Here is a 12,289-nt window from a genome sequence, read left to right as displayed (position 1 = left end):
CCCCTTTGTTAACATGGCTCAAGTCGTGACTAAGAGACAATCGGCTTTCCCATTGTGGTCACCGCCTACCTGCTGGTGCGCATTGAAACCAGGCTGGAGAACCTGGCCGCCAGCATCGCCGGGCTTGCCCAGGCGGTGAACGCCCTGCGGAAGTAGCAGCGAGATATGAATCGTGGTTTACAGCCCCAGCATGCTCCGCGCGGCCTGCTGGAGCCGGCGCAGCTCATCTTCAGTATTGGCCTCCACGTAAATACGGAAAAGGGGCTCGGTGCCTGAAGCCCGCACCAGCACCCAGGCGCCGTTTTCCAGCACCAGCTTGGTCCCATCCACGGCGATGCGCCGCTCCACCTTCAAGCCGCCAATTTCCGGAGGATAGAAATTCTTCAACAACCCCTGGATCCTTTCCTTTTCTTCCGCCGATGTATGTACGTCCAGCCGCTCGCTGTACAGGCGGCCAAAGCGGGACCACACCTCGGAGGCCAGGTCGGTCAGGCTTTTGCCGCGGGCAGCCACCATTTCCGCAGCCAGAAGCCCGGCCAGGATACCGTCTTTTTCCGGAATGTGCCCGCGAATGGACAGTCCACCGCTTTCCTCGCCCCCTAAAAGACAATTCTTTTCCAGCAGGTGCTGGCCGATGTACTTAAAGCCAACGGGCGTCTCGTAAACTTCTTGATCAAAAGCACGGGCCAGGCGGTCCAGCAAATGGGTGGTGGCCACCGTACGGGCCACCGGCCCCCGTTCACCCCGGGTCTGGAGCAGGTGGTAGTACAGCAGGGGCAGGAACAGGTTGGGTGCGATATAGGTGCCGTCCCGGTCAATGATGCCGAAACGGTCAGCATCACCGTCCAGGGCCAGGCCCAGATGGGCATTATGCTCCAGGACCAGGGAGCGCAGCTCCCCCAGGGACTTTCCGGTTGGCTCGGGGAGGCTACCGCCGAAAAGGGGATCCCGCCGGTTATGGATTGCTTCCACCTCGATACCCTCACCACCCAGAATATCTTCCAGGTAACCGATACCCGCCCCGTACATGGGATCCACGATAATCCTTAAACGGGCCTTTCTTATGGCGTCAAGATCAACGAGCTTTGTGATGTGCTGGAAGTAAGCAGGCCGGGGGTCGATCTTTTGAGCAGCGTCCCCGGAAGGTTCAGCCGGCCCGCCTTCGTGTTCCCCGGCCGCCTGCAGGCGGTGAATATTATCTTCAATCTCCCGGGTAATATGGGGCAGGGCCGGCCCGGCATACTCGGGGATAAACTTAAAACCGTTATATTCGGGCGGGTTGTGACTGGCCGTCAGCATTACGGCCCCCCCGGCCCGGCGCTCCTTTATGGCAAAGGCAGTAACGGGGGTGGGAGTGGCCCTTTCGGTAAGATAGACGGGAATACCCCGCCCGGTGAAAACACCGGCCACGGTGGCGGCCAGTTGTTCCGACAGGAAACGGTTGTCGTACCCGACCACTACACCCCGCCCGGCCAGGTGGTGGACGTGGAGGTAATCGGCCACCGCCCGGGTCACCAGAGCCACATTATCAAAGGTGAAATCCCGGGCCAAAATGCCCCGCCAGCCGTCGGTACCGAAGGAAATTTTGGTTGCCAAGTTAAGTCCCCCCTTCTAATTCCAACCTCCATTTAATGGTGATTCTTCCCACCACCGCCCGATTCCTTTTCCCGGTGGCCCTACTGGGGCATTTTGCCGGGAAGTTTGTCGGTAATATCTGTAACATGCTGCATGGTATCCTCTTTTTTATCCACATACAATTTGCCTTCCGAATCCAGGCTGGCGTACATGACATCCTTGACCGATTTGACGCCCTGCTTTTCCAGTTCCCGGTAGAGCCAGTCCTCGGTGAGGTTGTTTTGCTTCAGGTTTTGCTGGATTACTACACCATCCACAATCAACTCCGAAGGAATGCCCTGATATTTGGTAGGTATCTGCATATCACTGGGAGTAAGAGGTTGCTTGTGGCTTTTCAACAGCACGCTTAGCCCACCGTTTGGCTCGGCAACGGCAAACTCCACATCGGCTATATTGAACACATTTTTTTCCCTCAGCTGCACCATGAGGTCATCCATATTATAAATTAACTTTTTCATATTATCTTCCAGGATCTTGCCGTTATGGATGATCACAGTAGGCTCGCCTTCAATTAACTTGCGCAGGGGGCGGTTTTTTAAAGAGGCATACTCCGAAATAACCGTCAAAAGGCCAAAAAGCAGCAGGCCAAAGGCATAATACCAGCCGTTTTCCTTTAAATCCGTTACCAGGGAAGCGGCAATGGAGCCGATGACAATGGCATTTACAAAGTCCGCTACCGTAAGCTGGCCCACCTGGGTTTTACCCACCACCCGGGTAACCACAAGCACCGCCACAAAGGCCCCCACACCCCGGATGAGAATTTCCAAATAAGGATTCATCTTCCCTTCCCTCCGTCAGTATTAATTTACAAGCCTTAGTTTACCGGGGGCCAGGGAATTTATACCTCTTGAACGCCGGGGCATCCGGGAACACGTTGCAAACGGGGTTTGATTTAACCATATTATGGTAATAATACCCCTGGGAGGGTGTAACGCATGAACAGCCAAAAACTGCTTAAACAGCTTGAAAAGAGACAAAAGATGTTTGAAGAATATCTCCGGCAGCTTCAGCAAAGCCGGAAAAGCAAGCCCCCGGCCGGCTACGGGAGCTCAAGAACCGTTCACAAATAGACACCTTTCTTTTTTATACCACTCCACGGTCAAGTTCAAACCGGCAACCAGGTCCGTGAGGGCCTGCCAGCCCAGGATGTTTCGCGCAAGATCGCAGGATAAATAGCTATGGCGAATGTCCCCCGGGCGGGGCGGGCAGTAGCGGGCTTTTATTTTGCTCCCGGTAATTTGTCGCAGCAGCTGGAATAGATCGTTCACCGACGTGGCCCGGCCGGTGCTCACATTAAACACCCGGCCGCTGCCTTTTTTCACGGCGGCCAGGTTGGCCGCGGCCACATCCCCCACGTAAACGAAATCCCGGGTCTGCTCGCCGTCACCAAAGATACAGGGAGCTTCACCCTGCAGCAGACGGTGGATAAAAACGGCCACCACGCCCCCCTCACCGGTGGCGTCCTGCCGGGGGCCATAAACGTTGGCGTAGCGCAGCACGGTGTAATCCAACCCGTAAAGCCCCCGGTAAACTTCCAGGTAGTGTTCCACCGTATGCTTGGAAATACCGTACCCCGCCAGGGGGCGAACGGGATGTTCCTCGTCCACGGGCAGGTAGAGGGGATCCCCGTAAACCGCCGCCGAGGAGGCATAGATCACCTTTTCCACCCCTGTGCGCCGGCACGCCTCCAGCAGGTGGATGGTGCCGCCAATGTTTACCGCGGCATCCCGGGCAGGGTCTTCCAGGGAGGTCTGCACGTCCACCTGGGCCGCCTGGTGAATGACCACCCGGGGCCGAAACTGCTCCAGAGTTTCCCGCACGAACTCTTCGTCCCGGATATCTCCGTGATAGAGGCTGGCCGCAGGGTGCAGGTTGGAAAGGCTTCCCCGGGAGAGATCATCCAGCACCGCAACATCTGCTCCGCAGGTCGCCAGCTGTTCCACCACATGGGAACCAATAAAACCGGCACCGCCGGTAACCAGAATCCGCATGATTAACTCCTTTCGTTTCTTATGTAACCAAACAGGAGCCGGCCGTAAGTGTTCAGTTAATCCGCTTTACCGGCGCTCCGCAAAATCGTTCGCTCTGGACAACGCCGTGCCCCTGCAGTTAACAGAGCGGTTTTACTGAACATTTACAGCCGGCCTTTGCCACCGGCTCCCGTACCTGCCAGGCCCTTAGAGGGTCCGGGCAACCTCCTTGAGATAGGCCGCAAACTCTTCACCAAGATCCGGGCGTTCCAGGGCAAATTCCACCATGGCTTTCAGGTAGCCCAGCTTATCTCCCACATCGTAGCGCCGCCCTTTGAAGACCAGGCCGTACACGGGCTGCTCCCGGCAGAGCACCCGGAGGGCATCGGTAAGCTGGATTTCCCCGCCCGCCCCGGGGGGTGTTTTGGCCAGTATATCAAAGATACGCGGGTCAATTATGTAACGGCCCATGATAGCCAGGCGGGAGGGGGCCTCTTCGGGAGCCGGCTTTTCCACCAGATCCCGCACCCGGTAAACGCCTTCTCTGATGGGCTCGGCATCCAGGATCCCGTACTTGCTGACATCTTCCGGGGACACTTCCTGCACCGCCAGGATGGTGCCGGGCATTTCTTCGTAGAGGTTTAAAAGCTGCTTCAAGCACGGGGTCCTGCTGCGCACGATATCGTCGCCCAGGAGTACGGCAAAGGGCTCGCTGCCGATAAACTTCCGGGCGCAGTATACGGCATGGCCCAGACCCCTGGGCTCTTTTTGCCGCACATAATATATATCAACCAGTTCGCTGATATCTTGAACCAGTTCCAGCAGCCCCAGCTTCTCCCTGGCCTTTAACTGCTCCTCCAGGTCTGGAGACTTATCGAAATGATCCTCTATGGCCCGCTTATGACGGCCGGTAATGATCAGAATATCTTCAATGCCTGAATGCACTGCCTCTTCAATGATGTACTGGATGGTGGGCTTGTCGACTATGGGCAGCATCTCCTTGGGCTGTGCCTTGGTAGCCGGTAAAAAACGTACCCCCAAACCGGCCGCCGGAATAATGGCCTTACGGATCTGCAAAAAGCAACACCCCCATCATGTAAAATTAAGCGGTCCTCCATCAAGGCAGGACCGCTGCTGTAACGCAAGCTATAATCTACTTGATATCTGCCGATCCTTTTCAGGGGCCCTACCAATCACGCCCACTTTGTTTGCCGCGGCAATGACCACAACGGCCAGTATAACCAGCAGGGCCAGGGCCTGGTCGGTAGCCACCAGGTTCAATACCACCGCGCTGGCTCCCAGCAGGGCGCTGATGCCGTAAATCACCAGGACGGCCTGCCGGTGGGAAAGTCCCAGGGCCAGCAACTGATGATGCAGGTGCTCCTTATCCGGCTGGAAGATGGGCCGGTGCCTGTGGTAGCGGCGCAATACGGCAAAGAAGGTATCCAGCAGGGGAATGCCCAGAATAACCAGGGGCACCAGCACCGAAACGGCAGTTACACTCTTGGTCAAACCCATGATGGCCATTACGGCCAGGGTATAACCGAGCAGCATGGAGCCGGAGTCACCAAGGAAGATTTTAGCCGGATGAAAGTTGTAGCGTAAGAAGCCCAGCAATGCCGCAGCAAGCATTAAGGCCAGCATGATTATTTCCCGCTGTCCTGCGGCACCAAAAACCTGCCACTGTGTCCAGCCTACCACCGCCATGGTTAAGGCGGCAATACAGGAAACGCCGCCGGCAAGACCATCTAACCCGTCAATTAAATTGACCGCGTTGGTAACGGCCACCACCCAGAAAATGGTGATGGGAATGCCCAGCCACCCAAGATCGATTATATGGCCGTTAAAGGGATTGGTGACAAAATATACCTGCACACCCAGAGGCAACAGGACCAGTGCCGCAGCTACCTGCCCGGCCAGCTTCACCCGGGGCGAAAGACCCCGGATATCATCCAGTGCACCAAGGAGCATGATCAACGTCATCCCCAGCAGCAGCCCGTAAAGACTGCGGGTGGGCTGCATGGTGGCCAGAACGGCCGTAACAAAACCTGCGTATACCGCCAAACCACCTAAACGCGGCATAACACCTTTATGCACCTTGCGGGCATTGGGCCGGTCCACCGCTCCCCAACGGAAGGCCTGCCGCCGTACCCAGGGGGTTGCCGCCAGGGTAATTCCGCCGGCCAGCAACAGGCCCAGCAACACTTTGAACAAGCTCTATCCCTCCGCAACCGACAATAACCCATAGTATCAGAGGTATTGTACCATTATGAACTTTATAACTACAAACTGCGCTATATGATGTCGGAGGGTGATAAATGGGGTACGGTGGAATCTGGACAAGCTTTTTTAACTTATTGCCTGCTCAAGGAAAATTTGATTAACTTCCCTATTCTACGGCAAAAATGAGCTCTGCTTCAGCCGCCAGCTGGTCTCCCACCATGGCCCGCCCCGCCGCCTTGCCAATGCTGCCGCGCATTTTGAGAATCTGGACTTCAATGAGCAGCTGATCCCCGGGTACTACCTGGCGGCGGAACCGGGCCTTATCAATACCGGCAAAAAGAGCCAGCTTTCCGGCAAACTCCGGCATTTGCAGGAGAGCCACCGCCCCCACCTGGGCCATGGCTTCAATAATCAACACCCCGGGCATCACCGGATGGCCGGGAAAGTGCCCGGCAAAAAAGGGCTCGTTGATGGTGACATTTTTAATGCCCACGGCCCGCTTTCCCTCTTCCACTTCCACAATCCTGTCCACCAGCAGGAAGGGGTAGCGGTGGGGTAGAATTTTTTGTATCGACTGCACGTCCAGCATGCTTTTTCCCGGCCTTAGCCGGTGTGACACTCCTTTCCGTAAATATTTCAGTAAAATCGTTTTGACACGGATGCGGCGCTGTCCGGAGCGAACGACTGCAAGCGGACTACGCTAAAGCTTCGAGCTTAAAACAGGAATATTATACCACAGGAGTCTTTCTCCTGGCCAACCCTTTTGCCGGAAAAAATTTGCGATAAGGTGGCAATGGTATGGACAACAAGACCTGGCCCGTGCGTGAAAACGGTTACCGGCCGAGGCATTTTCGGTGCCGGCACGATAATATCTCTATTCTCTGGTCCCACGATATAGAAGCGGTAGATTATACCGGCCACCCCCGGCGCATTGTGCAACTGGTTCTGCGGGAAGTTTTCCCGGACCAGAACGGGGTAACCCGCTGGGGTAGCGACGTGCTTTAAAACCGTTAAATGCCGCTTCCGACGGCCCGGGCAGTTCCGAGTGGTGGGTGAACGCCCTGGTGGTTTTCAACGTTGACGGACGGGGAGGCACCGGCCCGCTTTGGCCCCGCCCAGATCAGTTGGGTACAGCAAACCCTGCGCCGTATGGGAGTAAAGCTGGAGAAGTGATTTTTTACATGCGCCAGCAGGATTTTTACAAACTGCATAGAATTGGCCTCATTAAAGTAACTGAGATTAATGCTGCAAGGCGAACCGGCTTCCTGCTGTACTGGGGTGGTTCGCTTCACGATACGTGTCAGGTTGACCCGACAAAAGTCTCTTCATTTTACAGGCTAGTTGCCGGGTAGACCAGCACCACCAGAATGGGGTGGTGCTGTTTTTCTATAAAAAGCATTTTAAATTTAAGGCTGACAAACTGTGCTTTTTGAAGCACGGTTACAAAACATTGAGATAGGAGGGACTATACAATGATTGATGATCTTTTGCTGGCTAACCGCAAATTTACAAGCAAACCACTTCCCTCTGTTTCAAAGCACCCGCACCGCCGGCTAGCCATATTAACCTGTATGGATACCCGTTTGGTCGATATGCTGGAACCAGCTTTGGGATTATCCAGGGGAGATGCGAAAATCATCAAGAATGCGGGTAACCTTCTTGATGAAGGAGCTCTGCGCAGCCTGGTGGTGGCCATTTATTTACTTGGGGTCGAGGAAATCATTGTTGTCGGCCACAAAGACTGCGGCATGGCCGGGTTGGATATAAACGTTTTGCGTCAGGAGATGATCCGTCGGGGGGTGCGCGAAGAGGTTATCGCAGAAGTTGGTGATCTAGCAAAGTGGGTCGGCGCATTTGAAGACGAGGCGACAAACGTTCGGCAGGTCGTTATGCAGATTCGTAATAATCCCTTAATTCCGCAAGATGTTCAGGTTCATGGATTGTTAATGGATCCTGATACAGGATATGTGGAAGTGTTGATCAAAAATGCTGATTTATAGAAAATCGCCCCTGAAAACCCACGGGCTTTGTCCCGTGGGATGAAAGGGGCGTCACCCAGCCGGGGGGTTCACAATAGGGCGTAAGACCTGCGTTCTGGCGGGGATCCTTCGATGACATGAGAAACCCCCAGGACGAAGTACCTGGAATCGTCCCGGGGGGAGGTTTACTGTCCAAGAATCCCCTTAATTTCTAACACTATTTCTCTTAAAGATGGCGTTGCAAACCACTCCTTCCGGGTTATTTCATTAGCACATGCCTGATATAGCAACGAAATTAGTTTCTCAAGCTTCGACGGAAGGGATGGTGGCTGAGAATTTACCAGCTCCTTCCATCTCAATCTATCCTTCTTTCTCGCTTCACTTACTTCGGTGTACCACTCAGTATTCCGGTAAAATATCCTCATAGCTTCCTTACTTACAGGTACACCATGAAAATTAAACCTGCATTCATCTGGTGTCCCAACCACATCGACTAATATGAGGTCCCGGTTCTCATCAAACCCGAACTCAATTTTACCGTCCTCATTGACAAGACCCAACGGTGTAACTTCCTTAGTGATCAATTCGTTAACAGCCAGAGTCGTTCACCACCCCCAGATAATGGGTTTTTATTCCTATATCTTCAAGTTTCTCGAAAAAGTATGCACCTAAAATACAAAGAGCTTTACCCTTATTCTCGATATAATTGGGCATCTCCCCCCAGTCAAATATCGAGTAACGATCTGAGAAGATAAAACGCCCTATGCCAGTCTCAACATCATTGGGTTGCTTTAATACAACTAAATCCTTTACACTTCCCATTTTACATTTCCCCTCCGCATCTTTTATGTCTAGTGACCACCTTATCAATTCCACGCCAGGCAAAAGCTTACCAGGCATCCCGCAACCTTTATCGGTTACCAGAGTATAACTCTTTCAACTTCTTACTCAATATAAAAACAATTACTCGTTCACCGGTTACTGTACTGATATCCGAATGAATGCTTACGACAGAACATCCGGTTACCTTTAAAATTAAATCCTCAAGGATAGATCGAGAGTTTTCAAATAGCTGGATTCGCATCTGTTTAATCAGACCTTTACCTTCCTGGGTCCTGGCTAGCTGATGCTCGGCTGGTGTTAGGACGTTTTTTAGACGAACCACTATCATGTCATCTAAAATATAGGTCTTGGCCTCAGTTGGCCCCCGGCCCATATGCTCCTTTTCAAACCGAATAATACTATTGCTAATTTCTGCTTCCATTTGTCCTTTAGTCAGTTCCAATCCCTTTCCCACCTTATCATTAACTTTAAAGGTTCCTTTATAAGAAACTGTCGCAAAATTCAAAGACGATTGAGTGGCGGCGGTCGTCTTAAGGGAACACCGGAGAGACGAGATACAACCACCTCCCAGGGCGTTATACGAGAAAAAGCCAACACCCCTTTATAAAAGTGTGAGTGTTGGCTTACTTTACGACCAGCCCCTTTATTATTTTTCATTCCGTATTGGCTCCAAATTGAGCCCCATACATTAAGAAACAAGGCCTTTCGTAAAGTCTTCCATAGTTGACCTGCAAAGACTTGTTTACTTTATATTTCTATAAGTTAATAACTCCTATTTAATTACTTTAAGTATAATAATATACCTGAAACACAGCAACTGTCAATACTCCAAAGTCCGTGGGTCCGTGTCAAGATCCTGCAGGTAAAATTTGCCCTTCAATGAAACCTCACGCTATGGCTATAAGGCCGGGAGTTTTGCAGGTTACACTATTTGCCAGAAAATACTTTATTCATATAAACCACCAGCACGCGGGATTTGGAACTGGTCAGCGTCAGGGGTACGATCACCCTGGATTGGTCCAGGGGAGTGACCAGCCACTGGTTCATCACGGGCAGGCCGGCCAGCGCACCTCTCCAGGACCAGGAATTGACAACCTGGCGGTCCGGAGCCACTTCCAGCAGGGTGGAAGTGCCGGCATCGGCAATGAGCGTGTTCCCGTTGGGCAGGCGAGCAGCACCCGTGGGGCGCTTGAGCCTGACTTTTTCAGTTGCCGCTGTAGTGCTGGCGGTTGCCCCGTCCCGGCCGGGAACGATAGTTTTGCCGTTTTGATCTTCGTTATTCCCCGTTGCGTCCGGCGCGGCCTTTTGTATGGCGGGAGGTGGATCATACGTACCATCACCCACCTGCCAGACCACCCGCTTTTTAGCGTCGATTTCCAGTACCCGCCCCCCGGTAAAGCCCTGGTCAACAATCAGGGTGTGCCCGTTGGACAGCCGGACGGCCTGCACCGGGTTGGCCAGGTGACCCGGCGTGCCGGGCGGCACCGGCCTGCCCCAGCCGTAGGACCAGACCACCCTTTTGTCCGGGGTTACCTCGATAATCTGGTAGGGCAGGGTGATCAGGGTGTTGCCGCCGGACAGGCGCTGGGCATAGCGGGGTGCCCGGGCCGGGGAAGGCAGCCGGTATTCCCAGACCACCTTGCCGGCCGGGCTCACTTCAATTACCCGGGGCACAAAGGGGCGGCCCGGCGCACCGGAATCGGCGATGAGGGTATTGCCGTTGGCCAGGCGCCGGGCCGAAGCGGCCTGGACGCCTTGATAAGACCACACCTCCTGCCCGGCCGGGGTGATTTCCACCACCGCCGGGGACTGGTGTCCCACCCGGGTCATGAGCAGGTTGCCGCCGGGCAGTTGCTCCACGCAGTAAGGATGGTTAACGGTAATGTCGTCCCGGTAATCCACCTCCACCGCCGCCTCCTGGGCCAGGGCCGGCAGGGGAAGGAGGGTACCGGCGGCCAGGAATATGGCAAGAACGGCAGCCAGGAACTTATTTGCCCTTATGGTCATGGTGATCCTCACCTTTCACTTATCTTAGCTGATCAACTGACTTTACCTCAATTATTACCGCCGGCGGGGCGTTTTGCCAGCTTACTGCAGCCCCCAGAGCCTCGCCCACAAACCGCAGGGGAACCATGGTGCGTCCTTCCACCGCCCGGGCCGGGGCGTCCAGGGGCAACGTTTTACCGTTGACCAGCGCCTCACCCTTACCCAGGGTCAGGCTGACCGTACGCCCGCCGCGGGCTGCCGTTACGGTTTTGGTTTTTTCATCCCAGTGCACCGTGGCCCCCAGGGCCTCGAAAATCCCCCGCATGGGCACCAGGGTGCGCCCCTTGTCCACCACCGGAGGTACGTCAAAGAAGAGGCGCTTGCCGTTCAGGTAAACCGGCACCTGGCGGAGCACCAGAATGGCGTTGGCCAGTCCCCGCTCACGGCCGTCGGATGGCCGGCTGACCAGCTTGCCCTTAACCCACAGGCCGCTGGAACCGCCCCCGTCCAGGGCCGCGGCGCGCACCGCTCCCAGGTCGGTCATCAGGTAGGCCAGTTCCTCCAGGGTGACACCGGCGCTCCAATCTTTCAGCCGGCCGTCCACCTCCACCAGCAGGAGCTGGCCCTTGCCGTCTACACCAATGGCCGTGCGGGGTGCCGGCTCCAGGACGCTCCCCCGGAACCCTTCCATAATCGCCTGCAGTACCGGCTGCCCTTCATCCACCAGCAACGGACCGGCGGTAACCAGGTGTTTTAACCCCTCCCAGCCGGGTCCCCAGTCAAACTGCAGGATCACCGGGGTACCCACGGCCAGCACCGCAGCTTCTGCAACCGCCTCACCCCGGAAAGCAAGTACATAACCGTCCCCGGGAATCGGGCTGCCCCCGTAACCAATTTCCGAAACTATGTACCGGTTGCTTTTTTCCGTCTCCGGGCGCACCACCACATCAATACCGTCACCGGCGGAACCGGCGCGCTCACCCCAGGCCGGGGTATAAAGGGTAATGCCCCCGGGTGCGGGAGAAGTATTGACCCGCGCCACCGCAAGGGGCCCGGACGAGCCAAAACGTACACTCACCCGGGGCGCAAAGTAACCAAACTGGACCTGGTTGCGCCCGGTGATACCAATGGAGGTGCGCAAAATCTCGGAGGTGGCCAGGAGCTGGCCGTCCTGGACCAGGCTGCCGATGGGGTGTCCCCGGGAGGGATCAAAGAATCCCCCGTTTACGGCGGCCACCGCCCCGTGACGGGCGGCCAGCTGGCTCAAAGTTTCCTTATTGCCCAGGGCGTCACCGGCCACTGCCACCCGCACCTCCAGCAGGGCCTGGCCGGGGTCTACCTCCACCACATGCCCCTTCAGGGGTTCACCCTGCCAGGTGCGGCCGGAAATGGGGTAATAGCGGACGCCCGGGGCCAGGATCTGGATCTGGCCGGCAGGCGGCCTGGCAACCAGGGGTTGCGGTGCCGGCCTGCCCACGACCGTGGCCTGTACGGCCTGGGAACCGGCGGCGGCACTATCCGCCCCGGCCGGTAGAACGGCAAAGGCAGCCGTGCAGCCCCATAGAAAGGTCCCCCCCAGCAGGAGGGCGACTAATTTTTTCACACTACGCAACAGAATTACCTCCCCAGATAAACAGTGCCTCGCCTTCGTAA

Annotated in this window: 14 protein-coding genes; 3 read left to right on the top strand and 11 right to left on the bottom strand. The window is 55.5% G+C overall.

The annotated features are described in order from the left end of the window. Positions 1 to 39: 39 nt before the first annotated feature. Positions 40 to 156: a YvrJ family protein gene (locus D7024_RS00955; RefSeq protein WP_121450146.1), complete on the top strand. Its 117-nt coding sequence runs from the start codon at positions 40 to 42 to the stop codon at positions 154 to 156. Positions 157 to 177: 21 nt separating this feature from the next. On the opposite strand, the gene D7024_RS00950 is transcribed toward D7024_RS00955, so the two are convergent. The 6 genes from D7024_RS00950 to fabZ all read right to left on the bottom strand — a co-directional run bounded on the left by D7024_RS00950 (position 178) and on the right by fabZ (position 6,417). Next, positions 178 to 1,596 (bottom strand): phosphoglucomutase/phosphomannomutase family protein, encoded by a 1,419-nt coding sequence (locus D7024_RS00950; protein ID WP_121450145.1) that lies wholly within the window; start codon positions 1,594 to 1,596, stop codon positions 178 to 180. Between the two features lie 80 nt (positions 1,597 to 1,676). Further along, complete coding sequence (locus D7024_RS00945; protein WP_121450144.1) at positions 1,677 to 2,414, bottom strand: DUF421 domain-containing protein; 738 nt, start codon at positions 2,412 to 2,414, stop codon at positions 1,677 to 1,679. A 270-nt stretch (positions 2,415 to 2,684) separates the two neighbouring features. Then, complete coding sequence (locus D7024_RS00940) at positions 2,685 to 3,626, bottom strand: SDR family oxidoreductase (RefSeq protein WP_121450143.1); 942 nt, start codon at positions 3,624 to 3,626, stop codon at positions 2,685 to 2,687. Positions 3,627 to 3,812: 186 nt separating this feature from the next. Continuing rightward, positions 3,813 to 4,682, bottom strand: coding sequence for a UTP--glucose-1-phosphate uridylyltransferase GalU (galU, locus tag D7024_RS00935; RefSeq protein ID WP_121450142.1), 870 nt, complete (start codon positions 4,680 to 4,682; stop codon positions 3,813 to 3,815). A 69-nt stretch (positions 4,683 to 4,751) separates the two neighbouring features. Then, entirely contained in the window at positions 4,752 to 5,819 is a 1,068-nt protein-coding gene (locus D7024_RS00930; RefSeq protein WP_121450141.1) for an MraY family glycosyltransferase, read from the bottom strand. 175 nt (positions 5,820 to 5,994) lie between these two features. Next, on the bottom strand, positions 5,995 to 6,417 hold the full coding sequence (gene fabZ / locus D7024_RS00925) for a 3-hydroxyacyl-ACP dehydratase FabZ (RefSeq protein WP_121450140.1): 423 nt from the start codon (positions 6,415 to 6,417) through the stop codon (positions 5,995 to 5,997). 209 nt (positions 6,418 to 6,626) lie between these two features. Here fabZ and D7024_RS14640 point away from each other — a divergent pair, with 209 nt between their 5' ends. Both D7024_RS14640 and D7024_RS00915 read left to right on the top strand, forming a co-directional pair. Continuing rightward, positions 6,627 to 6,833: a hypothetical protein gene (locus tag D7024_RS14640; protein WP_165859202.1), complete on the top strand. Its 207-nt coding sequence runs from the start codon at positions 6,627 to 6,629 to the stop codon at positions 6,831 to 6,833. Positions 6,834 to 7,300: 467 nt separating this feature from the next. Beyond that, positions 7,301 to 7,828 (top strand): beta-class carbonic anhydrase, encoded by a 528-nt coding sequence (locus D7024_RS00915; RefSeq protein ID WP_121450138.1) that lies wholly within the window; start codon positions 7,301 to 7,303, stop codon positions 7,826 to 7,828. Between the two features lie 164 nt (positions 7,829 to 7,992). Here D7024_RS00915 and D7024_RS14895 read toward each other — a convergent pair whose 3' ends face one another. The 5 genes from D7024_RS14895 to D7024_RS00895 form a co-directional block, all read right to left on the bottom strand. Beyond that, positions 7,993 to 8,367, bottom strand: a complete 375-nt coding sequence (locus D7024_RS14895; RefSeq protein WP_243113643.1) for a phosphoribosylaminoimidazolesuccinocarboxamide synthase — start codon at positions 8,365 to 8,367, stop codon at positions 7,993 to 7,995. Between the two features lie 28 nt (positions 8,368 to 8,395). After that, positions 8,396 to 8,683 (bottom strand): phosphoribosylaminoimidazolesuccinocarboxamide synthase, encoded by a 288-nt coding sequence (locus D7024_RS14890; RefSeq protein WP_243113810.1) that lies wholly within the window; start codon positions 8,681 to 8,683, stop codon positions 8,396 to 8,398. Between the two features lie 34 nt (positions 8,684 to 8,717). Further along, a complete protein-coding gene (locus D7024_RS00905; protein ID WP_121450137.1) occupies positions 8,718 to 9,092 on the bottom strand; it encodes a Na-translocating system protein MpsC family protein in 375 nt (124 codons plus the stop codon). A 485-nt stretch (positions 9,093 to 9,577) separates the two neighbouring features. Beyond that, positions 9,578 to 10,657 carry a PQQ-binding-like beta-propeller repeat protein gene (locus D7024_RS00900; protein WP_121450136.1) on the bottom strand — a complete coding sequence of 360 codons (1,080 nt, stop codon included), beginning with the start codon at positions 10,655 to 10,657 and terminating at the stop codon, positions 9,578 to 9,580. A gap of 19 nt (positions 10,658 to 10,676) precedes the next feature. Next, positions 10,677 to 12,239, bottom strand: a complete 1,563-nt coding sequence (locus tag D7024_RS00895; RefSeq protein ID WP_243113809.1) for a stalk domain-containing protein — start codon at positions 12,237 to 12,239, stop codon at positions 10,677 to 10,679. Positions 12,240 to 12,289 lie beyond the last annotated feature (50 nt).

It is taken from the genome of Desulfofundulus salinus, assembly GCF_003627965.1.
Taxonomy (GTDB): domain Bacteria; phylum Bacillota; class Desulfotomaculia; order Desulfotomaculales; family Desulfovirgulaceae; genus Desulfofundulus; species Desulfofundulus salinus.
Note: the sequence above shows the minus strand (reverse complement) of the source record. Positions and strands in the feature narration are given on the sequence as shown.